Origin of the sequence: Enemella evansiae (assembly GCF_002250705.1) — a bacterium.
In the GTDB taxonomy this organism is placed as follows: domain Bacteria; phylum Actinomycetota; class Actinomycetes; order Propionibacteriales; family Propionibacteriaceae; genus Enemella; species Enemella evansiae.
Genome location: NZ_NMVP01000036.1, coordinates 56,819 through 80,835, shown reverse-complemented (window position 1 = coordinate 80,835; position 24,017 = coordinate 56,819). Strand labels below are relative to the sequence as shown.

19 protein-coding genes and 2 pseudogenes are annotated in these 24,017 nt (G+C 70.1%); 18 read left to right on the top strand and 3 right to left on the bottom strand.

The features are described from left to right. The first annotated feature begins 8 nt into the window (after nt 1-8). A complete protein-coding gene (locus BI335_RS18450) occupies nt 9-971 on the top strand; it encodes a FecCD family ABC transporter permease (protein ID WP_208109293.1) in 963 nt (320 codons plus the stop codon). After that, a complete protein-coding gene (locus BI335_RS18445) occupies nt 968-1,738 on the top strand; it encodes an ABC transporter ATP-binding protein (protein WP_094405091.1) in 771 nt (256 codons plus the stop codon). The genes BI335_RS18450 and BI335_RS18445 overlap by 4 nt, the downstream gene beginning before the upstream one ends. Before the next feature lie 371 nt (nt 1,739-2,109). On the opposite strand, the gene BI335_RS18440 is transcribed toward BI335_RS18445, so the two are convergent. Beyond that, on the bottom strand, nt 2,110-3,837 hold the full coding sequence (locus BI335_RS18440; protein ID WP_133626293.1) for a TM0106 family RecB-like putative nuclease: 1,728 nt from the start codon (nt 3,835-3,837) through the stop codon (nt 2,110-2,112). A 1-nt stretch (nt 3,838) separates the two neighbouring features. Next, complete coding sequence (locus BI335_RS18435) at nt 3,839-4,540, bottom strand: demethylmenaquinone methyltransferase (protein WP_094432739.1); 702 nt, start codon at nt 4,538-4,540, stop codon at nt 3,839-3,841. A gap of 91 nt (nt 4,541-4,631) precedes the next feature. On the opposite strand from BI335_RS18435, the pseudogene BI335_RS18430 reads away from it, so the two are divergent. From BI335_RS18430 to BI335_RS18410, 5 genes and pseudogenes are all read left to right on the top strand, one after another. Further along, a pseudogene (locus tag BI335_RS18430) lies at nt 4,632-5,279 on the top strand (ABC transporter ATP-binding protein); the annotation flags it as partial. A gap of 146 nt (nt 5,280-5,425) precedes the next feature. Continuing rightward, on the top strand, nt 5,426-7,081 hold the full coding sequence (locus BI335_RS18425; protein ID WP_094405095.1) for a DUF6297 family protein: 1,656 nt from the start codon (nt 5,426-5,428) through the stop codon (nt 7,079-7,081). 29 nt (nt 7,082-7,110) lie between these two features. After that, entirely contained in the window at nt 7,111-8,046 is a 936-nt protein-coding gene (locus BI335_RS18420; protein WP_094359482.1) for a LysR family transcriptional regulator, read from the top strand. 70 nt (nt 8,047-8,116) lie between these two features. Then, nucleotides 8,117-9,757 (top strand): dihydroxyacetone kinase family protein, encoded by a 1,641-nt coding sequence (locus BI335_RS18415; protein ID WP_094405096.1) that lies wholly within the window; start codon nt 8,117-8,119, stop codon nt 9,755-9,757. Between the two features lie 62 nt (nt 9,758-9,819). After that, a complete protein-coding gene (locus tag BI335_RS18410) occupies nt 9,820-10,506 on the top strand; it encodes a GTP pyrophosphokinase (RefSeq protein WP_094359486.1) in 687 nt (228 codons plus the stop codon). Nucleotides 10,507-10,617: 111 nt separating this feature from the next. Here the strand turns inward: BI335_RS18410 and BI335_RS18405 are convergent, their stop codons facing one another. After that, nucleotides 10,618-11,892 (bottom strand): isochorismate synthase, encoded by a 1,275-nt coding sequence (locus tag BI335_RS18405; protein WP_094405097.1) that lies wholly within the window; start codon nt 11,890-11,892, stop codon nt 10,618-10,620. 211 nt (nt 11,893-12,103) lie between these two features. Here BI335_RS18405 and BI335_RS18400 point away from each other — a divergent pair, with 211 nt between their 5' ends. The 11 genes and pseudogenes from BI335_RS18400 to BI335_RS18350 form a co-directional block, all read left to right on the top strand. After that, nucleotides 12,104-13,432 (top strand): geranylgeranyl reductase family protein, encoded by a 1,329-nt coding sequence (locus tag BI335_RS18400; protein ID WP_094359490.1) that lies wholly within the window; start codon nt 12,104-12,106, stop codon nt 13,430-13,432. Nucleotides 13,433-13,477: 45 nt separating this feature from the next. After that, nucleotides 13,478-13,843, top strand: coding sequence for an NADH-quinone oxidoreductase subunit A (locus BI335_RS18395; RefSeq protein WP_267489543.1), 366 nt, complete (start codon nt 13,478-13,480; stop codon nt 13,841-13,843). 34 nt (nt 13,844-13,877) lie between these two features. Beyond that, nucleotides 13,878-14,441, top strand: coding sequence for an NADH-quinone oxidoreductase subunit B (locus BI335_RS18390; protein WP_094432737.1), 564 nt, complete (start codon nt 13,878-13,880; stop codon nt 14,439-14,441). Further along, nucleotides 14,438-15,181, top strand: a complete 744-nt coding sequence (locus tag BI335_RS18385; protein ID WP_094432735.1) for an NADH-quinone oxidoreductase subunit C — start codon at nt 14,438-14,440, stop codon at nt 15,179-15,181. The genes BI335_RS18390 and BI335_RS18385 overlap by 4 nt, the downstream gene beginning before the upstream one ends. Beyond that, nucleotides 15,181-16,560 carry an NADH-quinone oxidoreductase subunit D gene (locus tag BI335_RS18380; RefSeq protein ID WP_094432733.1) on the top strand — a complete coding sequence of 460 codons (1,380 nt, stop codon included), beginning with the start codon at nt 15,181-15,183 and terminating at the stop codon, nt 16,558-16,560. The genes BI335_RS18385 and BI335_RS18380 overlap by 1 nt, the downstream gene beginning before the upstream one ends. After that, the gene (nuoE, locus tag BI335_RS18375) at nt 16,560-17,303 is read left to right on the top strand and encodes an NADH-quinone oxidoreductase subunit NuoE (RefSeq protein ID WP_094432731.1); all 744 of its coding nucleotides are present in this window, start codon (nt 16,560-16,562) and stop codon (nt 17,301-17,303) included. The genes BI335_RS18380 and nuoE overlap by 1 nt, the downstream gene beginning before the upstream one ends. Before the next feature lie 17 nt (nt 17,304-17,320). Beyond that, nucleotides 17,321-18,658, top strand: coding sequence for an NADH-quinone oxidoreductase subunit NuoF (gene nuoF / locus BI335_RS18370; RefSeq protein ID WP_229119694.1), 1,338 nt, complete (start codon nt 17,321-17,323; stop codon nt 18,656-18,658). Then, the gene (locus tag BI335_RS18365) at nt 18,658-21,120 is read left to right on the top strand and encodes an NADH-quinone oxidoreductase subunit G (protein ID WP_094432729.1); all 2,463 of its coding nucleotides are present in this window, start codon (nt 18,658-18,660) and stop codon (nt 21,118-21,120) included. Before nuoF ends, BI335_RS18365 begins: the two co-directional genes overlap by 1 nt. Then, nucleotides 21,117-22,532: an NADH-quinone oxidoreductase subunit NuoH gene (gene nuoH, locus BI335_RS18360; RefSeq protein ID WP_094432727.1), complete on the top strand. Its 1,416-nt coding sequence runs from the start codon at nt 21,117-21,119 to the stop codon at nt 22,530-22,532. Before BI335_RS18365 ends, nuoH begins: the two co-directional genes overlap by 4 nt. Further along, a complete protein-coding gene (gene nuoI / locus BI335_RS18355) occupies nt 22,532-23,119 on the top strand; it encodes an NADH-quinone oxidoreductase subunit NuoI (RefSeq protein ID WP_094432725.1) in 588 nt (195 codons plus the stop codon). Before nuoH ends, nuoI begins: the two co-directional genes overlap by 1 nt. Further along, nucleotides 23,116-23,919 (top strand): annotated as a pseudogene (locus BI335_RS18350) (NADH-quinone oxidoreductase subunit J); the annotation flags it as partial. The gene nuoI and the pseudogene BI335_RS18350, both read left to right, overlap by 4 nt. Nucleotides 23,920-24,017: the final 98 nt, after the last annotated feature.

Sequence of the window (24,017 nt, the reverse complement as noted above, 5' to 3'; positions counted from 1 at the left end):
GGCGCACGGTGACCTGGATCGTCCTGGTCGCGCTGCTGGTCCTGGTGGCCGGGGCGACGTTGGCGCTGGGCCGTCTCGGGATCGGCCCGGCGGAGGTGTTCGCCTGGCTGGGTGGCGATGCACCGACCCGGGTCGCGTTCGTGCTGGAGCGGTTGCGCGGCCCCCGGCTCGTCGTCGCGCTCTGCGCCGGCGCGGCACTCGGGATGGCGGGTTGGCTGTTCCAGGGCCCGCTGCGCAATCCGCTGGCCAGCCCCGACATCATCGGGGTGACCGCCGGCGCGGGTGCCGGTGCGGTGCTCTGCCAGCTGCTCACCCCCACGGTGCCGGTGCAGGTCGGCGCCGTCGTCGGCGCACTGGCCGCGGTGACCCTCACCTATCTGGCGACCGGGACCGGATTCCGCTCGCCGGCGCGGATGGTGCTGGCCGGGATCGGGGTGGCCGGATTGTCGCTGGCGGTGGTGCAACTGGTGGTGGCGATCGTGCTGCGGGACCGGGCGATGGCGCTGGTCGGCTACCTGACCGGGTCGCTGAACGCGCGCGACCCCGGGCATGCGCTGTTGGCCGTGATCGCTCTGGTGGTTGGTTTTCCGATCACCTGGCTGGTGGCCGAGCGGGTGCGGGTGCTGGAGCTCGGTGACGATCTGGCCAGTGGCCTCGGGGCGCCACCGGGTGCCTCGCGGACGGCCCTGATCGGGCTCGGGGTGTTCTGGTGCGCCGTCGCGGTCTCGGTCGCCGGGCCGGTCGCATTCGTTGCGCTGGCCGCGCCGCAGATCGCGCGCCGGCTGGTCGGCATTCCCGGTGAACTCGTGGCCACCGCGCTGGTCGGCGCGCTGCTGTTGTCGGCGGCCGATCTGGCCGTGCAGCAGGCACCGCTGGTGTCCGGACTGCCGGTCGGCGTACTCACCGCCGGACTGGGCGGAATCTATCTGGGTGGCGTACTGGCCACCAGCTTTCGGAGGGCGAATCGATGACGATCCAGGCGAACGCGGTATCGGTCGGCTATCGGGCCGCCCCGGTGGTGCAGGAGGTCTCGCTGCGGGCGCCGGCCGGTTCCTTCACCGCGATCCTGGGGCCCAACGGCAGCGGCAAATCGACCCTGCTCCGCGGTCTGGGGCGGATCCTGCCGCTCGCCGGTGGATCGGTGGAGGTGGCGGGAAAGCCGCTGGATTCCTTTGCGCACAAGGAGTTCGCGCGGGAGGTGGCGTTCCTGCCGCAGTCCCCGGTGGTACCGGATCAGGTGACGGTACGCGAGCTGGTGGGGCGCGGGCGGTTCCCGCATCACGGGCTCTGGCGACCGTGGGCGAAGGGGGACGGTCCGGCGATCGATCAGGCGATGGCCGTCGCCGGGGTCACCGAGCTGGCCGCCCAGCGGGTCGCCGAGTTGAGCGGCGGCCAGCAGCAGCGGGTCTGGTTGGCGCTGGTGCTGGCGCAGCAGACGCCGGCACTGCTGCTGGACGAGCCGACCACCTTCCTCGACATCGCCCACCAGTACGAGGTGCTCGACCTGTGTCGCGACCTGGCCGCCGACGGGCGCGCGGTCGTCGCGGTGCTGCACGACCTGGACCAGGCGGCCCGGTACGCCGACCAGCTGATCGTGCTGGACGGAGGGCGAGTGGCCGCCGCCGGTACGCCCGCCGAGGTGCTCACCGCCGAACTGATGGACCGCGTTTTCGGCCTCTCGGTTGAGATTCTCGTCGATCCGGACACCGCCCGCCCCATGCTGCGCGTCCTGCGCTGAGCCGTTCCTCACGTTCATCGAGTAGCTCGCGCAGCGAGCGTGTCGAGATGAACCCGGTCCCACGGCGGTCGGTACCGGTGCCACGAGCTGAAACCACCCTTCCTGGCGTGAAACCCCTACTGCAGCAGGGGTTTCGCGCATCGTTGGGTGGTTTCACGAACGGGTCTGCGAGGTGCTTGGCCTCGTCTCGCTCGTACCTCGCTCGCTCAGCCGGCGTACGGGGTTCATCTCGACACGCCAGCCATTGCTCCGCTTCGCTGCGCATGGCTGGCTACTCGATGAACGTGCGGGAGGGGTAGGGTTCATCTCGACACGCCAGCCATTGCTCCGCTTCGCTGCGCATGGCTGGCTACTCGATGAACGTGCGGGCGTCAGGGCTGGGCGCGGAGCCAGTGGCGCAGGCGCCAGGTGGCGCGGACGTCGTCCTCGTTGTAGTCCAGCACGCGTTGCCGGGCGGCGGAACGGGCCTCGGGGGTGGGGCCGTGACAGGCTTCGGCGAACCAGGCCTGCGAGGCCAGGCCGCCGGGTTCCTCATCCCGCCAGCGGAAACCGGCGCCCAGGGTCGCCACCACCTTGAGCCCGAGCCCTCGCGTACCGAAGTAGTGGTCCCGGACCACGGTGAACAGGTCGCACCACTCGGCAGTGTGGTCGAGCGCCCAAGCGAGCACCGGATGGTCCGGGGCGGCCGCGGCGAGCCGTTGCACGTGGTGCACCTCGAAGGGCGAATAGTGGTAGACCCGCACCTCGGCCGATCCCGCCAGCTCCCGCAGCCAGCCGAGCGCGCGCACGGCGAGCGCCTGCTCGCCGTCGGCGTCCAGATCGGACCACGCGCTGAACTCCACGAACCGCGGCTCGCTCGTCTCCGCCCCGGGGCGCCGGTCGTGCACCCAGAAGCCCCACAGATAGATCCGGTCGTCGGCGGAGGTCTCCAGGTCCAGATCGACCTCGATCTCCGCCGCCGGCACGTCGATCGGACCGGTGGTGACCCGCTCCAGCTCCACCCCGGCCAGCATCAACCGGGCCCGGCGATGCGCGTTCTCGATCCGTTTCTCGGCCCCCTCGCGGTGCCGCACCTCCGGCAGATAGCGCGGTTTCAGCTCCGCCAGCTCGGTCGCGGCGAGTTCGGTCACCGTCCTGATGCCGAGCCCGCGCAGGACGCCGATCTCGCGGACATCGAGCGGGGTCTTGTCGATCCGCACCGAGATGTCGTCCGCGCCGAGCACCGGTTCGCAGCGCTGCCACCAGGCGCAGGACTGGCACTCCCGGTTGCGGATCGGCTGCACCAGCTGTGGCCCGCCGGCCCGCGCGGTCTCGGCGACCTTCAGCCGGAAGTCGAACTCGTGGTCATAGCGCTCCAGGGCGGTACGCAGCCGCCAGCCGGTGTCGCTGGAGCGGGAGAAGGTACGCACCAGCGGTACGTCCAGCGGGATCCAGCCGATCCCATGCGCCGGCTCGCCGTCGGGGTCGAACCGGTACTCGTCGGTGCCGATCACCCCGGCCAGCGGCGGCTCCGGCGCGGCGTACCCGGTGGACTGCAGCAACCGCCAGTAGTGCGCGAGCTGCAACAGGTATCCGTCGCGGTCGCGCGGCGGTTTCAGCGTGCGCTCCGCCAGCGCCCGCGCCGCGTCCGGGGACGGATGCGCCAGGCGGCTGACCCGGATCGGCGACCGGTCACCGATCCGGGGCTCGGTGAGCCGGCGCCGTTTGATCTGCACCGGGTGGAAGCCGGGCCGGGCGTCATCGGTGTCCGTGCCGCGGACCAGCAGATGCGGCCGGCCACTGCGGTGACCGTTCGGGGGCCCGGGCAGCAGTCCGCCGATGATCAGCAGCGGTCCGGACGCCAGTGCGGCGCGGCAGGCCGCCAGCTGCTCCTCGACTGGCCGATCGGTCAGCGGCCGCAGATCGATCACCGGGCCGCGGGCCTGCCGGAGGATGCTGTCGAGGACCTCATCGACCAGCGACTGCCCGCCGGCGAAGGACTCCCGCAGCGACTCGTCCGGGCGCGGCTCGGGCGCCGCCACACCGGGGCTGTGGGCGTACCAGGTCTTCACCGGGCAGGTCTGTGCCGCCCAGGCGTCCAGCACCAGTGGTGCGGGCACCTCAGGCGACCGCCCGATGCAGCGCCACCACGCCGCCGAACAGATTGCGCCACTCGACCCGGGTCCAGCCGGCCTGCACCATCAGATCGGCCAGCCCGCGCTGATCCGGCCAGGCGCGGATCGATTCGATCAGATAGTGGTACGCCGACGGGTTCGACGAGGCGACCTTCGCCAGCTCCGGCAGCGCCCGCAGCACCAGCTGCTGATAACCCAGCCGGACCGGGGCCGCGGTCGGGGTGGAGAACTCCGCCACCACCAACCGGCCACCGGGCCGGGTCACCCGGCGCATCTCGGTCAGCGCGGCCAGGGTGTGCTCGACATTGCGCAAGCCATAGGAGATGGTCACCGCATCGAAGACGCCGTCGGCGAACGGCAGCGCCAGGGCGTCACCGGCCAGGAACGGCAGATCGGGATGATGCTCCTTGCCGACCTTGAGCATCCCCAGCGACAGATCGGTCGGCACCACCAGTGCACCGGCGTCGGCGAGCGGGCGGCTCGAGGTGCCGGTGCCGGCGGCCAGATCGAGGATCCGCTGCCCGGGCTTCGGGTCGATCGATTCCTGCACCAGCCGGCGCCACCGCCGGATCTGGCCCATCGTCATCACGTCGTTCATCACGTCGTAGCGCTGGGCGACCCGGTCGAACATGGCGGACACGTCGGCGCGGCGCTTGGCGAGCGTGGCGCGGTAGTCGGACTTCGGCACCCGACCACCCTAGTGACCTCGACTCGCTGGCGCTCGCTCGGTCAGCGTGGGGGGGCGAGCCGATTGGTAACAGTTGGCGAAGCGCGGGAGAATCGCAGCCATGGCCAAACCCGAGACCGTTCTCAAGGTGAGCGGGCTGAAGAAGTCCTTCGGTCCCAGCTCCATCGTCGACAACTTCAACCTTGAGGTGGCGGCCGGGGAGGCGGTGGCGCTGACCGGTCGCAACGGCGCCGGCAAGTCGACCGTGCTGCGCATGCTGATCGGTGCCGACAAGCCCAGCGACGGCAGCATCACGGTGCTCGGGGAGAAGATGTCGGAGACCTCGCGGGAGATCCGGCGCAATGTCGCCACCGTGATCGACGATCTCGACTTCTTTCCCGACCTGAGCGTGGTCGAACATCTCGACCTGCTGGCCCGGGCGCACGGCATCGACGACCCGGACGCCGCGGTCGATGAGATCCTGCACGAGGTCCAGCTGGTACCGCAGGCCGGCCAGCTGCCCGGCACCCTCTCCTCGGGCCAGCGGCGTCGGCTCGCGCTGGCCACCGCCTTCGTCCGGCCGCGCCGGCTGCTGGTCCTCGACGAACCGGAGCAGCGGCTCGACGTCGAGGGGGTGCACTGGCTCGCCGATCGGCTGCGTACCGAGCTCGCCAACGGATTGGCGATCGTCTTCGCCAGCCACGAACCGCATCTGGTCGAGCAGGTCGCGACCCGGGTGGTACGCCTCGGCGGCGACCGTGACCCGCTCCGCGAGGACGCCGAGACCGGCGACGCGATCGTGCAGCCCGCCGAGCCCGGGACGAACCAGGCCGGTGCCAAGCAACCGGTGAAACAGCAGCAGAAACCCAAGCAGAAGCCGAAGCCCTCGCACGGACGGAAGAAGCGATGAGCGAGCCGGACCGCACGGTCGACCCGGATCCCGCGATCGAACCCGATCCCCGGGTCGATCCCAGCCCGGCCACCCGGAAGACCTGGTCGACCCATGAGGTGGACGAGCGGGCGCTGTCCCGGCTGGTCGACGACTTCCGCCGCGGCCGCGCGACCAAGACGCTGTTCGAGGCGATCCAGGACGGCTATGTCGTGGTGCTCGCGGTCCTGGTGCTCGGCGGGATGCTCGTCGCGCTGGTGATGCGCGTCCAGACGACCTCGGCCGCCTGCGCCGCCGCCAGCTGCCAGTCCGCCCGGACCCTGTTGCCGTTCGCGGTGCTCGCCGCGGTCCTCGCCCTGGCGCTCGCCACCGCCCGGCTGTTCGGGCCGGTACTGGCCTCGGCCGCCGAGGGGTTCTGGATCTTCGATGCGCCGATCAACCGGTCCCGGCTGCTGCGCGGCCGGTTCGTCAAGGCGCTGGGCATCGCGCTGCTCGTCGGCCTCGCGGCGGGTGCGCTGATCGCCGCCCTGACCGGTTCCACCCCGGTGCTGATCGGTGCCTGGGCGATCGCCACCGGGCTCGCGGCGGCCGCCATGGTCGCCTTCGCGGCCGCCGAACAGGGCCTCGAGCGGGGCTGGATCACCCGCACCGCGACGGTGCTGCTCACCCTGGTCGCGGTCGGTGCGCTCATCATGGTCGTCGGGATCGCCGCCGGCTGGTTCGCGCTGACCATCACCAACGACCGCGAGCTGCTGGTGACCGCGGTGGTGGCGGCGGCCGGTGTCGCGGTGCTGCTGCTCGCCGGCGCGCTGGCGCTCACCCGGTTGAACCGGATCCGCCGCGCCCGGCTGGTCTCGGGCGGGTCGCTGGTCTCCGGGATGGCGGGTGCGATGTATGCCCTCGACCTCGGCCTGGCCCGCGACATCGTCGTCGAGCGGCGGGCGATGGAACGCGGCCACGTGCGGCCCCGGAAGGGCTCCGGGCTGGGCCTCGGCGCCCTGGTACGCCGGGATCTGCTGCGGCTGCTGCGCACCCCCAGCGCGTTCGGGCCGGTGCTCGCCTCGATCGTGGTGCCGTACGCCTGCGTCGCGCTCGGGTTCGGCAGCTTCACCCCGATGGTCTCCGCGCTGGCCCTCTTCGGCGCCCTCATCCCGCTGATGGGCACCCTGCGGGTGCTCACCCGGACCCTCGGCCTGGCCCGCGCCTTCCCGTTCACCGAGCAGGAGCTGCGCCGGGCCTCGCTGATGATCCCGGCGGTCGCCGGGCTGATCTGGTCCGTCGTCACCCTGCCCGCGCTGGCCGGGGTGGGCAGCACCCAGATCACCGACGCCCTCCCGACCGCGCTGGTCACCGCGGTCGCCGGCGTACTCGGCGCCGCCCGCTGGACCGCCGCCAAACCGATCGACTTCGGCAAACCGATGCTCGCCACCCAGGCCGGCGCCATGCCGACCGGCATGTTCGCCAACCTGGTCCGTGGTTTCGAGGTGGTGCTGCTGATCACCGCCCCGCTCGCGTTCGGCGGGCACTGGCTGATCTCCACCGTGATCGCCGCGATCGCGTACTGGTTCGTGATGGGCAACTTCGACATGGACAAGCTGCAGGAGCAGCGCGAGGAGCAGCAGAAGGAGTTGGAGAAGGCCCGGGCCCAGCGGGCCCGCGCCAAGGGCCGGTAGGAATTGGACGAACGTGCGACAATCCGATCATGGACACGAAGTTGCTCGAGGTCTTCCTCGCGGTGGTGCACACCGGCAGCATCTCCGCGGCCGCGCGGCGGCTGAACTTCAGCCAGCCGACGGTGAGCCAGCAGATCAAGGCCCTCGAGCGGGTGCTCGACGCCCAGCTGTTCACCCGTGAGGGCGGCCGGATCGAGCTGACCGCGGCCGGCCGCACCCTGCAGTCGTACGCCGAGTCGACCCTCTCCAGCTGGCGGTTCGTCGTCGAACAGGTCCGCGAGGCGGTGAACCGCGACGATCTGATCGAGCTCGGGCTGGCGTCCTTCCCCTCCGCGAACGCCGCCCTGGTGCCCGAGGCGGTGGCCTCGATGCTCGCCGACGACGAGCGGCTGCGGGTCAAGGTGCTGGACGCCGAACCGCCGGCCTCCTTCGACCTGCTGCGCTCCGGCCAGGCCGATGTGCTGATCACCTTCTCCTATCCCGAGGACGAGACCGGCCGCGGTCAGGTCGAACTGCCGATCCTCGACGAGGAGTTCGTGCTGCTGGTCGCCGACGACCACCCGCTGGCCGATCGCGGGGCGGTGGCGCTGGAGGAGGCCGCCGAGTCGACCTGGATCGGCGGCTGCCCGAAGTGCCGCCAGGAACTGATCACCGTCTGCCGGGAACGTGGCTTCAACCCCGAGATCCTGATGTCCACCGACGACCCGAAGATGACCCAGATCATGGTGAGCAAGGGAATCGGGGTGGCGATGCGCCCCGCGCTCGCGGTGCTCGGTCAGGAGACCCCGGGCATGGTTCCGCTGGGCATCACCAACGGGGTACGCCGCCAGGTGTCGGTGCTGGTCCCCGAGAGCGAGGCCGAGCGTCCCGAGGTCGTCACCCTGCACACCGCGCTCCGCAAGGCGGCCAAGCAGCTCACCACGAAGTCGCCGAAGGTGCAGCGCCAGCGGATCCACGTCTGCTGACCCCACCTCGTTCCGCGCGCGGCGGATTCCCTAGGCTGATTGGGAAATCGGACGAAGGAGTTGGTCGGCGATGACCCGGCATCTGGTGAGTGGCAGCGAAGCGGTCAACGACGGGCTGCGCGGATTCTGTGCGGTGAACGCCGATCTGGTCGCCCTGCATGAGGACCCGCGGTTCGTGCTGCGCGCCGAACCGGCCACCGACAAGGTCGCGCTCGTCTCCGGCGGCGGGTCCGGGCACGAGCCGCTGCACGCCGGGTTCGTCGGCGTCGGGATGCTGGATGCCGCCGTGCCCGGTGAGGTCTTCTCCAGCCCGTCCGCCGATCAGGTGCGGGCCGCGATGCTGGCCGCCGACGCCGGCCGGGGCGTACTGCAGATCGTGAAGAACTACACCGGCGACGTGATCAACTTCGCGCTGGCCGCCGACGAGTGCCGCGACCGCGGGGTCGAGGTGGCGAGCGTGCTCGTCGACGACGACGTGCCGTCCGCGGAGCGGGGGAGTACGCCCGGGCGGCGCGGCACCGTCGCCACCGTGCTGGTCGAGAAGATCTGCGGGGCCGCCGCCGAGGAGGGCCGCCCTCTCGCCGAACTGGCCGAGCTCGGGCAGCGGGTCGTGGACCGCTCCCGCAGCGTCGGCGCGGCGGTGGCGGCCGGCTCCAACTTCACCGCCGAACCCGCCTTCGAGCTGGGTGCCGACGAGATCGAGTTCGGGGTCGGCATCCACGGCGAACGCGGTACCGACCGGATCCGCACCGAACCGCTCGAGGCACTGGTACGCCGGATGCTGGACACTCTCGCCGACGACCTGCCGCTGGAATCACCGGTCCTGCTGGCGGTCAACGGGCTCGGCGCGACCACGCCACTGGAACTGGACGCGGCCGCCGGCTACGCGCTGGCCGAACTGGACCGGCGCGGCATCGAGGTCTCCCGGGCGATCGTGGACGACCTGGTCACCTCACTCGACATGCGTGGTCTGTCGCTCACCGTGCTGCTGCTCGATGACGAACTGCAGCGCTGGTGGGATGCTCCGGTGCAGACCGCCCACTGGCGCGGAACCCGACTGGCCGGCGTGCCGGCCGCGCAGCCGAAACCCGCCACCATCACCGCCGACGAGACCACCGCCGCCGCCGCGGAGGAGGAGGGCAGCGAGGCCGCCACCGACTGGATCGACCGCTTCGTCGAGCGGGCCGGTGAACGTGCCGACGAACTCGGCGAACTGGACCGGCAGTCCGGTGACGGCGACTTCGGACCCAACCTGCGTACCGCACTGGGCCGCTACCGCGCCGGTGGTGACGCCTTCGTCGCCCTGTCCCGCGCCTTCGCCGGCGTCGGGGGCACCTCCGGTCCGCTGCTGGCGCTCTGGCTGCGTACCCTCGCCCGCGGCATCGGCGGCGACCCCGGGGCGTACGCCGAGGCGCTGCGGACCGCGGCCGACCGGGTACGCGAACTCGGCGGCGCCGAGGTCGGTGACAAGACGATGGTCGATGCGATGGTGCCGGCCGCCGAGGCCGCCCAGCGGGTCGCGGACGCCGACGGCTCCCTCGATGAGGCGATCCGGGCCGCCGCCGAGGCCGCCGACCGGGCCGCCGAACAGACCTCCGAACTCGTCGCCCGGCGCGGGCGCGGCAGCTACGTCGGCGAGGCCGGACGCGGGGTCGTCGATCCCGGTGCCAGGCTGATCGCGATCTTCCTGGGCTGCGGGGTACGCCCCTGAGTCATCCCTCACATCACCGGTGAACGTCGGTGTCCGCCCGGGCGCCGTCGTAGTCTCGGAGCATGCCCGAACCCTTGCTCGACCCGGCTCTGCTCGAAGAATTCCCGATCAGTCGGCTGTTGGCGGAGCGAGATCGGCTGGGGCGGTTCCTGCTCGGCTACCAGTCCGGGATCGAGGAGGTCAGCACCAAGCTGCGGATCCTGGAGCAGGAATTCCAGCACATGCACGAATACAACCCGATCGAGCACGTCGCCTCGCGGTTGAAGAAGCCCGAGTCGGTGCTGGCGAAGGCGCAGCGGATCGGTTGCCCGCCGCAGCTGGAGGCGATGCGCGAACAGATCACCGACATCGCCGGCGTACGCGTGGTCTGCTCCTTCGTCCGCGATGTCTACGAGGTCGTCGAGATGCTCGTCCAGCAACCCGATGTGACGGTGCTGAAGCGCAAGGACTACATCGCCGAACCCAAGGAGAACGGGTATCGCAGCCTGCACGTCATCGTCGAGGTGCCGGTGTTCTTCTCCCGGGAGCAGCTGCAGGTCCCGGTGGAGGTCCAGTTCCGCACCATCGCGATGGACTTCTGGGCCAGCCTGGAGCACAAGATCTACTACAAGTACGACCGCGAGGTCCCCGGCGAGCTGCTCGAAGGGCTGCACGACGCCGCCGAGACCGCGGCCCGGTTGGACGCCGATATGGAGCGGCTGCACGTGCAGGTGCACGGCGCCTTCCCCGAGACCCGGTACGAGTTCTGAGGGCCGTGGTCACCTAGTGGGGAACGACCCGGCCGGGGAGTGCCACCACTTGCGCTCATCTCGACACGGTCGCTGTGCGACCTACTCGATGAGCGTGGGTGGGGTAGCGGGTCAACCTTCGAGGGCGTCGCGCATGGGGACGAGCTTGGCCATCGATTCGGCGAGCTCGGCGGCGGGGTCGGAGTCGGCGACGATGCCGCAGCCGGCGTACAGCTGCGCGGTGTTGCCGCGGATCCGGCCGCAGCGCAGCGCGATCGCCCACTCGCCGTCACCCTCGGCATCCACCCAGCCGACCGGGCCGGAGTAGCGGCCGCGGTCCAGGCCCTCGAGTTCGCGGATCATCCGGCGGGCGCCGTCGGTCGGCGTACCGCAGACCGCGGCCGAGGGATGCAGGGCGGCGGCCAGGGCCAGCGACGAGGCCCCCGGCCGGGCGACGGCGGTGACATCGGTGGCCAGGTGGAAGACATTCGGCAGTTCCAGCACATAGGGCGCGTCGGGCACGTTCATCCCCGAGCAGTACGCCGTCAGCGCCTTCGCCACCGAGGCGACGGCGTACTCGTGCTCGGCCAGGTCCTTGCTGGAGTGCGACAGGTGCGCGGCCAGCGCCCGGTCCTCCTCCTCGTCGCTGGTGCGCTGGATGGTGCCGGCCAGCACCCGCGAGGTGACCAGGCCCTCCTGTCGCCGGACCAGCATCTCCGGTGAGGCGCCGACCAGACCGTCCACCAGATAGGTCCAGCAGCGCTCGTAGTCGCGGGCCAGGCCGTTGACCAGCCAGCGCGGATCGATCGGGTACTCGGCCTGCGCCAGCAGATCCCGCGCCAGCACCACCTTGTCCACCTCCCCGGCCCGGATCCGGCGCACCGCCTCCGCGACGGCCGTCTCCCACCGCGGTCCGGACAGGGCGCCATCGGCATAGCTGATCTGACCCGGCGAGGTCGGTGGGGTCTTCGGCTTCGGCAGCCAGCCCGGTTCGGGCATCTCACCCGGGCCGAGCCGGGTCAGCCAGCACTGCCCGTCGCGGCGCCCCACCACGAACTGCGGCACCACCAGCACCGCCCGCTGCTCGGTGTGGTCCGGGTCGAAGGTGAAGGACCCGAAGGCCACCGGCCCGGTCCCGCTCACCCCGGGCAGCTCCGACTCGTGCTCGATCTCGGAGACGAACTGGCCCCACCAGTCGTCGGCATCGGCGATGCAGGAGAACTCCTCGCGCGCGATCACCCCCGTACCGACCATGCCGTCACCCCGCCGGATCCAGGCCAGATCCTGTTCCCCGGGCAGCAGCGCGGACAGCTCACCGGGGTCGGCGATGCTGATCGTGCGAGCCGCGATCGGCGGGCGGCGGCGTCCGACCTGCGGACGGGTCGAGGTGGTGTGCGAATGGGCCACCTCGGCAGGATACGTCCATAAAATAGGTCACGAAATCATTGCGTTATTCCGTGGTCATTCGTTGCCCAGCAAGGATTTCCGGTGCCATCCGCCACCGATCGGCCCATTTGGATACCGAGGTGCCCCCTGCCCTAGACTGACGACGATCGTGATGGTTTTCACGAGCCCGCCGTCGTCTGTCGACGGGTAGGTGGCGAGTTCAGGAGAAGGAATGTCCCAGACCCCTGATGGGGTTGGTTCCCCCGACCGTCTGGAAGGTGGCTTCGGCTCCGGCGACACGGAGCGTGTCGAGGCCGATGTCGTCGTCGTCGGCGCCGGCCCTGCCGGATCGGCCACCGCGACGCATCTGGCCCGCCGTGGCCTGTCGGTCGCGCTGGTGGAGAAGTCCACGTTCCCCCGCGAGAAGGTCTGCGGTGACGGGCTGACCCCGCGGGCCACCCGGCAGCTGATCCGGCTCGGCATCGACACCTCCGAGGCCAACGGCTGGCTGCACAACCGCGGCCTGCGCGTCTATGCCGGCCGCGAGGAGCCGTTCGTCTTCGACTGGCCGGACCTGGCCGACTTCCCCAACTATGGGCTGGTCCGCCCGCGTGCGGACTTCGACGACCTGCTGGCCCGCAACGCGGTCGCCTCCGGGGCGGAGCTGATCCAGAACACCACCATCACCGAGCCGATCCTGGACGAGCGCAGCGACCGGATCGTCGGCGTCCGCAGCAAGGACGGCCGCGAGTTCCGGGCGCCGCTGGTGGTGGCCGCCGACGGCAACTCGACCCGGCTCTCGCTGGCGATGGGGCGTACCAAGCGGGACGACCGGCCGATGGGGGTGGCGGTCCGCGCCTACTACAACAGCCCGCGCCACGACGACGACTACATGGAGTCCTGGCTGGAGCTGTGGGACGGCAAGCCCAAGGAATCGAACCTGCTGCCCGGTTACGGCTGGGTCTTCGGGATGGGTGACGGCACCTGCAACATCGGTCTCGGCATCCTGAACACCTCCAGCGCCTTCGGCAAGACCGACTACAAGGAGCTGATGACCCGCTGGCTGGACAACACGCCGGCCGAGTGGGGCTTCCGCGAGGAGAACCGCACCTGCGAGATCCGCGGCGCTGCGCTGCCGATGGGCTTCAACCGGGTGCCGCACTACGACCGCGGGCTGCTGCTGGTCGGCGACTCCGGCGGCATGGTCAACCCGTTCAACGGTGAGGGCATCGCCTATGCGATGGAGGCGGGGGAGTACGCCGCCGACGCGATGGCCGAGGCGCACTACCGCGGCGTGGGCACCAGCACCGCCGAGCGCGCGCTGCAGGCGTACCCGAAGCGACTGCAGGCCGAGCTCGGCGGGTACTACCGCCTGGGCGGGGTGTTCGTGAAGCTGATCGGGCATCCCGAGGTGATGAAGCTCTGCACCCGTTACGGGCTGCCGCGACGCACGCTGATGAAGTTCACGCTGAAACTGCTGGCGAACTTGACCGACAGCAACGATGGCGATGCGATGGATCACACGATCAACATGCTCAGCAGACTCGCCCCCTCGGCATGAGGTGCCGGCGCATGGAGATCGGCAAGAGAGTGGAAGGGAGATACGGTGACTGACGCCTATCTGCCGCTGGTGGTCATGTTGATCCTGGCGACATTGTTCGTGGCCGGCGGCCTCGTCGTGACCATGCAGATCGGTCCGCAGCGCTACAACCGGGCGAAGTACGACTCCTACGAGTGCGGTATCCAGCCGACCCCGCAGCCGATCGGCGGTGGCCGCTTCCCGGTGAAGTACTACATCACCGCGATGCTCTTCATCGTCTTCGACATCGAGATCGTCTTCCTCTACCCCTGGGCGGTCACCTTCGACCGGATGGGCTGGTGGGGCCTGGTGATCATGATCATGTTCGTCGACGCCGTCTTCCTCGCCTTCTGGTACGTGATCCAGCGCGGCGGCCTGGAGTGGGGCGAATGATGAACATCGCACAGACCCGAGGAGGGAACTGAACATGGCTGGTGGGCTTGAGGACAAGCTTCCTGCGGGCATCGCGCTGACCACGGTCGAGGGCCTGGTCGGCTGGATGCGGCAGGCGTCGTTCTGGCCGGTCACCTTCGGGCTGGCCTGCTGTGCGATCGAGATGATGACCTACGGCGCCCCGCGCTACGACGCGTCGCGCTGGGGCCAGGAGGTGTTCCGCCCCTCGCCGCGGCAGGCCGATCTGATGATCGTCGCCGGCCGGGTGAGCCAGAAGATGGCCCCGATCGTGCGCGAGATCTACGACCAGATGCCGAACCCGAAGTGGGTGCTGGCGATGGGTGTCTGCGCCTCCTCCGGCGGCATGTTCAACAACTACGCGGTCGTTCAGGGCGTCGACCACATCGTGCCGGTCGACATCTACGTGCCGGGCTGCCCGCCGCGGCCGGAGATGCTGATCGACGCGATGTTCAAGCTGCGCAAGCAGAAGGTCGCGAAGCTGAAGATGGGCCCGAACGAGCTCGCCGAGATCGCCGACCAGGAGCAGGCGGCCCTCGAGGCGCCGGCCACCCACGAGATGAAGGGTCTGCTGCGTTGAGCGACAACAAGCCCGAGGGTGCCGCCCCCGACCCGCGCGACCAGCCGGGCGCGGATAGCGGCAACGCCCCCGCCAGCAACGAGGTCGAGCAGGCCGGCGTGGTCGAGGGCCGCCCGGTCGAGGTCAAGCACGGCATGTGGGGCTCCGGCTCCGGCGACACCTCCGGGTACGGCGGGATCGTCCGCACCGTCGAGCAGCCCGGCCCGTCGGCCCGGCCCTACGGCGGCTGGTTCGACGAGGTCGTCGACCGGATCGCCGAACTGGTCCCCGGGGGCGTACGCGAGGTCGTGGTGCACCGCGGTGAGCTGACCCTCTACGTCGACCCGGCGAAACTGCCGGAGCTGGCGAAGGCGCTCCGCGACGACGCCCGGCTGCGCTTCGAGCACTGCGCCTCGGTGTCGGGCGTGCACTACCCGAGCGACACCGGCAACGAGCTGCACTCGGTGTACCACCTGCATTCGCTGACCCACAATCGCCGGCTGCGGCTGGAGGCGGGCTGCTCCGAGGCGTACCCGCACCTGCCCTCGGTGGTCGCGATCTACCCGGCCGCCGACTGGCACGAGCGCGAGACCTGGGACATGTTCGGGATCATCTTCGACGGCCACCCGGCCCTGACCCGGATCCTGATGCCGGACGACTGGCCCGGCCACCCGCAGCGCAAGGACTATCCGCTCGGCGGCGTACCGGTGGAGTACAAGGGCGCCACCATTCCGCCGCCCGACCAGCGCAGGAGCTACTGATGAGCCAGGACACCCAGCGTCCCCCGGAGCACCTGGTGGACGACCAGCCGGATCTCTACGGCATCCCGGGCACCGAGGAGACCGAGGGCACGGTCTACACCGCCTCCGGCCAGGACTGGGACCAGATCGTCTCCGCCCAGGCCGAACGCGGCGATGAGCTGCTGGTGGTCAACATGGGCCCGCAGCACCCGTCGACCCACGGCGTGCTCCGGCTGATCCTGGAGATGGAGGGCGAGACCATCCAGACCGCCCGGTGCGGCATCGGCTATCTGCACACTGGCATCGAGAAGAACATGGAGTTCCGCACCTGGACCCAGGGCGTGACCTTCTGCACCCGGATGGACTACCTGACGCCGTTCTACCAGGAGGGCGCCTACGTCGCCTCGATCGAGCGGCTGCTCGGCATCGAGGACGACATCCCGGAGAAGGCCAAGGTCATCCGGGTGCTGATGAGCGAGCTGAACCGGATCGGTTCGCACCTGGTCTGCATCGGTACCGGCGGCATGGAGATCGGCGCGCTGACGGTGATGACGATCGGCTTCCGGGACCGGGAGATGATCCTGGACGCCTTCGAGGCGGTGACCGGGCTGCGGATGAACCATGCGTACTTCCGTCCGGGCGGGGTCGCCAACGACATCGGCCCCAAGGAGCTGGACAAGGTCAAGGAGGCCATCGCCTGGCTCAAGAAGCACCTGGTGGAGTACAAGGAGTTCTGCAACGCCAACCCGATCTTCCTGGGTCGGCTCGGCGGCGTCGGCTACCTGGACGCCTCCGCCTGCCTGGCGCTGGGCATCACCGGCCCGATGCTGCGTTCCACCGGGTACGCCTACGACCTGCGCAAGGACCAGCCCTACTGGGACTACGAGAGCTACGACTTCGAGGTGCCGACCGAGGACACCTGCGATGCGCTCGGCAAGTTCCTGGTCCGCCAGGCCGAGATGTGGGAGAGCCTGCACATCGCCGAACAGTGCGTGGAGCGGCTGGAGAAGATGGACGGCGCGCCGGTGATGGTCGCCGACCCGAAGATCGCCTGGCCGGCGCAGCTGTCGGTCGGCTCCGACGGCATCGGCAACTCCAACGAGCACATCAAGCACATCATGGGCCAGTCCATGGAGGCGCTGATCCACCACTTCAAGCTGGTCACCGAGGGCTTCCAGGTACCGCCGGGGCAGGCGTACGTGCCGATGGAGTCGCCCAAGGGCGAGATCGGGGCCCACCTGGTCTCCGACGGCGGTACCCGCCCGTGGCGGGCGCACTTCCGCGACCCGAGCTTCAACAACCTGCAGGCGGTACCGGCGATGTGCGAGGGCTCGCTGATGTCCGATGTCGTGGTGGCGGTGGCCTCCATCGACCCGGTGATGGGAGGGGTGGATCGCTGATGAGCGGCTTCAAGACCCACTTCGAGAACTCCGGCGGCATCGACTTCGACAATGAGCAGAGCAACATCACCGAGCAGACCGTCGAGGAGATCCGCCAGATCGCGGCCCGCTACCCGCAGCCGCGGTCGGCGCTGCTGCCCGCGCTGCATCTGGTGCAGTCGGTGGACGGGCGGGTCAGCCCGCGCGGCATCGAGGTCTGCGCCGAGGTGCTGGACATCACCCCGGCCGAGGTGTCCGGGGTGGCCACCTTCTACACCATGTACAAGCGCAAGCCGGTCGGCAAGCACGCGGTCGGCGTCTGCACCACCGCGCTGTGCGCGGTGATGGGCGGGGACCACCTCTTCGCCGCCCTGCAACGGCATCTGGGCGTCGGCAACGACGAGACCACCCCCGACGGCCAGGTCACCCTGGAGCACCTGGAGTGCAACGCGGCCTGCGATTTCGCGCCGGTGATGATGGTCAACTGGGAGTTCTTCGACAATGTGACCCCGCAGCGGGCGATCGAGATCGTCGACGCGCTGATCGCCGACGAGACCGTGGTCGCCGACCGCGGCGCCACCATCACCAGCTGGCGCGAGGCCGAGCGGGTGCTGGCCGGCTTCCCCGACGGGCTCGCCGACGAGGGCCCGACCGCCGGCCCGGAATCGGTGCTGGGGTTGAAGATCGCGCGGGAGAACAACTGGCACGCACCCGATCCGGACAACCTGCCCACGCCTGCTCCGGCGAAGGAGGACGACAAGTGAGCCCCGATTCGGTGAACATCGATCTGCTGACCCCGGTGCTGTCGGACAACTGGGCCGACGAGCGCGCCTGGCGGCTGACCAACTACGAACGCCGCGGCGGGTACGAGGCGTTGCGCAAGGCACTCGACATGGCGCCGGGCGACATCGTCAGCACCGTCAAGGATTCCGGCCTGCGCGGACGCGGCGGCGCGGGTTTCCCGACCGGGATGAAGTGGTCCTTCATCCCCAAGGACAACCCGAACCCCACCTACTTGGTGGTGAACGCCGACGAGTCCGAACCGGGCACCTGCAAGGACATCCCGCTGATGCTGGCCTCGCCGCACACCCTGGTCGAGGGTGTGGCGATCTCCTCCTACGCGATCGGCGCGAGCTACGCCTTCATCTACGTCCGCGGCGAGGTGCTGCACGTCGCCCGGCGGCTGCAGCAGGCCGTCCGGGAGGCGTACTCGGCGGGTTATCTGGGCAAGAACATCCTCGGCAAGGGCTACGACCTGGAGGTCGTCGTGCACTCCGGCGCCGGGGCGTACATCTGCGGTGAGGAGACCGCGCTGCTGGATTCGCTGGAGGGCCGCCGTGGGCAGCCGCGGTTGCGTCCGCCGTTCCCCGCGGTCGCCGGCCTGTACGCCTCCCCGACGGTGATCAACAACGTCGAGTCGATCGCCTCGGTGCCCTGCATCGTGGCGAACGGCAAGGACTGGTTCGCCGCGATGGGCACCGAGAAGTCCAAGGGCATGACGCTCTATTCGTTGTCCGGGCACGTCGCCAACCCCGGCCAGTTCGAGGCGCCGATGGGGATCACCCTGCGCCAGCTGCTGGATCTCTCCGGCGGGATGCGCGCCGGGCACCGGCTGAAGTTCTGGACCCCGGGCGGTTCGTCCACCCCGATCCTCACCGGCTCGGCCGAGCACGTCGACCTGCCGCTGGATTACGAGGGCATGGCGAGCGCGAAGTCGATGCTCGGCACCAAGGCGCTGCAGTGCTTCGACGAGACCACCTCGGTGGTCCGCACCACGCTGCGCTGGATCGAGTTCTACAAGCACGAGTCCTGCGGCAAGTGCACCCCCTGCCGGGAGGGCTCCTGGTGGCTCACCCAGATCCTGATGCGGCTGGAGGCCGGTCAGGGCGTGGAGGGGGACATCGAGAAGATGCTCGACCTGTGCGACAACATCGGCGGCCGCTCCTTCTGCGCGCTCGCCGACGGCGCGGTGGCCTGTGTCACCTCCGCGGTGCAGTACTTCCGCGAGGAGTTCGAGCAGGGCATGCACACCCCCGCCTGGGAGCTCTACCCGTATGAGAAGAGCGCGCTCTTCGACGCCGCCTCGCTGCACGATGAGAAGACCGTGGGAGCCCACTGATGACCGTGACCGACAAGCCCTCCGGCCAGGGCGCCGATGTCGCCAAGCGCGAGGACCTGCTCACCGTCACCATCGACGACGTCGAGGTGTCGGTACCCAAGGGGACCCTGCTGATCCGCGCCGCCGAGATGATCGGCGTGGCGATCCCGCGGTTCTGCGACCACCCGTTGCTGGACCCGGTCGGCGCCTGTCGGCAGTGCCTGGTGGAGATCCCCGATGCCGGCAACGGCCGCGGGATGCCCAAGCCGCAGGCCTCCTGCACCATCGAGGTCGCCGACGGGATGAAGGTGAAGACCCAGGTGACCTCCCGGGTGGCCGAGAAGGCCCAGGAGGGGATGCTGGAGTTCCTGCTGGTGAACCACCCGCTGGACTGCCCGATCTGCGACAAGGGCGGCGAGTGCCCGCTGCAGAACCAGGCGATGTCCAACGGACACGGCGAATCCCGCTTCGAGGGCGTCAAGCGCACCTTCCCAAAGCCGCTGGCGATCTCGGCGGAGATCCTGCTGGACCGCGAGCGCTGCGTGCTCTGCGCCCGCTGCACCCGGTTCTCCGAGCAGATCGCCGGCGACCCGTTCATCGCGCTCACCGAGCGCGGCGCGCTGCAGCAGGTCGGGATCTATGAGAAGGAGCCCTTCGAGAGCTACTTCTCCGGCAACACCATCCAGATCTGCCCGGTCGGTGCGCTGACCTCGACCGCCTACCGCTTCCGGTCCCGGCCCTTCGACCTGGTCTCCACGCCCTCCACCTGCGAGAACTGCGCCGCCGGCTGCGGGCTGCGGGTCGACCACCGGCGCGGTGAGGTGATGCGCCGGCTCGCCGGCGACGAGCCGGAGGTCAACGAGGAGTGGAACTGCGACAAGGGCCGCTTCGGCTTCGTCTCGGGCCGCCAGGACGACCGGATCACCACCCCGCTGGTCCGTGACGGTGACGTGCTGCGGCCGGCGTCCTGGGCCGAGGCCATCGACACCGCGGCGGCCGGCATCCTGGCCGCCGTCGAGGCCAACGACGGTACGCCCGGGGCGAACCTCGGCGTGCTGCCCGGCGGCCGGCTCACCCTCGAGGATTCCTACGGGTACGCGAAATTCGCCCGCGCGGTGCTCGGCACGAACAACATCGACTTCCGCTCCCGGCCGCACACCCTGGAGGAGGGCCAGTTCCTCGCCCACGCGGTCGCCGGTGCCGGTCTGCAGACCACCTACGCCGACCTGGAGAACGCCAACCGGGTGCTGCTGGTCGACTTCGAGCCCGAGGACGAGTCGCCGATCGTGTTCCTGCGGCTGCGCAAGGCGGTCCGCAAGAAGAAGCTGGCGGTGGCCACCGTCGGCGCGGTGCTGTCCTACGGCTCCAGCAAGCTGAAGGCCACCCTGGTCCCGGCGCTGCCGGGCACCGAGGCGCAGGCGCTGGACAACCTGCCCGCCGACATCGAGCTCGATGAGAACTCGGTGGTGATGGTCGGCGAACGCGCCTGCCAGTCGCTGGGTACGCTGACCGCCGCCCTGCAGTTGGTGCAGCGCACCGGCGCCAAGCTCGCCTGGGTGCCGCGCCGGGCGGGGGACCGCGGCGCGATCGATGCCGGCTGCCTGCCGAACCTGCTGCCCGGTGGCCGGCTGGTCACCGATCCCGCCGCCCGGGTGGACGCCCAGACGGTCTGGGGCATCGAGGGGCTGCCCGCCGAACCGGGCCTGGACGCCGACGCGATCCTGGCGGCCGGCACCCAGGGCAACCTGGACGCGCTGATCGTCGGCGGCATCGAGCCGGCCGACTTCCGCTTCCCGCACGCCGCACTGGCCGGTCTGGAGGACGCCGGCTTCGTGGTCAGCCTGGAGACCCGCCGCTCCCAGGTCACCGAGCGGGCCGATGTGGTCTTCCCGGTCTCGCTGATCGAGGAGCGGCACGGCACCTTCATCGACTGGGAGGGCCGGGAACGCCCGGTCACCCAGTACCTGGGTTCGCAGCAGGTGATGAGCGACCTGCGGGTGCTGGCCGCGCTGGCCGACGCCCTGGGCGCCGACCTCGGCGTACGCACCCCCACCGAGGCGAAGGCCGAACTGGCCGAGTTCGCCGGCTGGGAGGGGCAGCGGGCCGCGGCCCCGGACGAGGCGCCGGAGGCGCTGCTCGAGCCGGGTACCGGTGAGGCCGTGCTGGCGTCCTGGCGCGAGCTGATCGACGATTCCCGCGCGATCGACGGCGAAGCCGACCTGCAGGCCACCGCCCGCCCGCCGGTGGTGCGGATGAACCCGACGATGGCCGGCGGGATCACCGACGGCACCCTGGTCCGGGTCTCCCGCGAGGGCGGCGAGATCGTGTTGCCGCTGCTGGTCGATCCGGGTGTGATCGACCGGGTGGTGTGGTTGCCGACCAACGCGCCGGGGGTCGGCATCGGCCCCAACCTGGGCGCGGTGCCGGGTGACCTGGTGCGGGTCGAACTGGCCGAGACCAACCAGGAGGGAGTGGAGGCATGACCGGATTCTCCGATCCGTGGTGGATCACCCTGATCAAGGCCGCCGGTGTGCTGGTCTTCCTGCTGCTGTTCACGCTGTTCAACATCGTCTTCGAGCGCAAGGTCGTGGCGAAGATGCAGCACCGCACCGGCCCGACGATGAACGGCCCGGGCGGTTCGCTGCAGTCGCTGGCCGACGGTCTGAAGCTGATGACCAAGGAGGACTTCCGGCCGGTCAACGCCGAGAAGTTCGTCTTCAACCTGGCGCCCTACCTGGTCGCGATCCCCGCATTCTCCATCCTGTCGATGATTCCGCTCGGTGGCGAGGTCACCATGTTCGGGGTCCGCACCACGCTGCAGCTCACCGACCTGCCGGTCTCGGTGCTGGTGATGCTGGCGCTGGCCTCGGTCGGCATCTACGGCATCGTGCTCGCCGGCTGGTCCTCGGGCTCGACCTACTCGCTGCTCGGCGGCCTGCGCTCCAGCGCCCAGATGATCTCCTATGAGATCGCGATGGGGCTGAGTTTCGTCACCGTGTTCATGTACGCCGGGTCGATGTCCACCTCGAAGATCGTCGAGGCGCAGGCCCAGCCGCTCAGCCTCTTCGGCGGCGCCGAGATTCCGTTGCAGGGTTGGTACTGGGCGCTGTTGCTGCCGTCCTTCGTGATCTATGTGATCTCGATGGTCGGTGAGACCAACCGGGCGCCCTTCGACCTGCCGGAGGCGGAGTCGGAGCTGGTCGGCGGTTTCCACACCGAGTACTCCGGCTTCCGGTTCGCGATGTTCTTCCTGGCCGAGTACATCAACATGGTCAACGTCTCCGCGATCGTGATCACCCTGTTCCTGGGTGGCTGGCACGCGCCGTGGCCGCTGCAGGGCACCTTCCTCGATCGCGGCTGGTGGGGTCTGCTCTGGTTCACCCTCAAGGTGATCGTGTTCATCTTCTTCTTCGTCTGGCTGCGCGGCACACTGCCGCGGATGCGCTACGACCAGTTCATGGCGCTCGGCTGGAAGGTGCTGATCCCGATCTCGCTGCTCTGGCTGCTCGCGGTCGCGATCGTGCGCACCATCGTCAACACCGGCGGCTTCGCCGGGATCGCGCTCTCCGGTGCGATGGCGCCGGTGGCGTGGAGCTTCGGGCTGTTCGTGATCACCGTGGTCACCTGGTGGCTGGTGGTCGCGAACAAGGACGACGTGGACGACGAGGACGCGTACCCCGACGAGGGCCCGTTCGACCCGTACGCCGGCGGGTACCCGGTGCCGCCGCGGGAGGGCCAGACGCTGCCCGAGCTGGCCGGCGTACTCGAAGGCGAAGTGGAACGTGACAGCGGTCCGAGCGGGGCGACCAGCGCGACCACGCAGCCAGCCGGCGAGCGCAGCGAGCGCGGGGGTCCGGGGGGCGCCCCCCGCGATAACGAAGGAGGGAATCGCTGATGGGGTTCTTCGATCAGTGGGCCGGGTTCGGGGTGACCTTCCGGACCATGTTCCGCAAGACGTTCACCGAGGACTACCCGGTCAAGCCGAAGGTCACCGCGCCCCGGTTCCACGGCCGGCACCAGCTGAACCGCTGGCCGGACGGGCTGGAGAAGTGCGTCGGCTGCGAGCTGTGCGCCTGGGCCTGCCCGGCGGATGCGATCTTCGTCGAGGGCGCGAACAACGTGCAGGGCGAGAACTATTCGCCCGGCGAGCGGTACGGCCGCGTCTACCAGATCAACTACCTGCGCTGCATCCTCTGCGGATTGTGCATCGAGGCCTGCCCGACCCGGGCGCTGACGATGACCAACGATTTCGAGCTGGCCGACTTCACCCGCGAGGACATGATCTACACCAAGGATCGGCTGCTCGCGCCGCTGCTGCCGGGGATGGAGCAGCCGCCGCACCCGCGGCTGCTCGGCGACAGCGAGAAGGACTACTTCCTCGGGCTGCCGACCACCGGCCAGCCCGACACCCGGACCGGTGAGGCGCGCCCGCCGCGGGCGGACGCCGCGACCGGTGCCAGCGAGGCAGGAGAAGCGAAGTGATCGTCCTGGAGGTCTCGGCCGCCGCGCAGTCGGTGGCCTTCTGGTTGCTCGCGCCGGTGATGGTGCTCGGCGCGCTCGGCATGGTGCTGGCCCGCAAGCCGGTGCACTCGGCGCTCTGCCTGGCCACGGTGATGGTCAGCCTGGCGGTGCAGTACGCCGCCCAGGACGCGCCGTTCCTGTTCGCGGTGCAGATCATCGTCTACACCGGCGCGATCCTGATGCTGTTCCTGTTCGTGCTGATGCTGGTCGGTGTGGACACCAGCGATTCGCTGGTGGAGACGCTGCGCGGGCAGCGGTTGGCGGCGATCCTGGCCGCCCTGGGCGTCGGCGTCCTGCTGGTGCTGGCCGTCGGCAATGCCGTGATCGGCAACCCGGTCGGGCTGAACGCCGCCACCCCGCAGGGCAACGTGCCGGCGCTGGCGGACCTGCTGTTCCGCCGCTACGTGCTGATCTTCGAGGCCACCTCGGCGCTGCTGATCACCGCCGCGCTGGGTGCGATGGTGCTGGCGCACCGGGAGCGGATCGGCAAGAAGTACACCCAGAAGGAGCGGGCCAGCGAGCGGATGCGGCGCTACGCCGAGACCGGCGAGCACCCCGGCCCGCTGCCTACCCCGGGTGTCTACGCCCGCCACAACGCGGTCGACATCCCGGCGCTGCTGCCGGACGGTACCGCCGAGCCGAAGTCGGTCTCCAAGACCATGCTGGCCCGCGGCACCGTCGTCGACGGTCCGCGGCTGGCGGAGGCCACCCGGGCCACCGTCGCCGCGTTGAGCGGGCAGCGGCTCGACGAGGGCGGTCAGCGCCCGGCGCTGTCCGCCGGCGAGGCCGAGCAGGCCGAGGGCACCGACCGGCCGGCGATCGAGCAGGGGCGCGCGGAGCGGTCCGAGCAGCCCCGCAC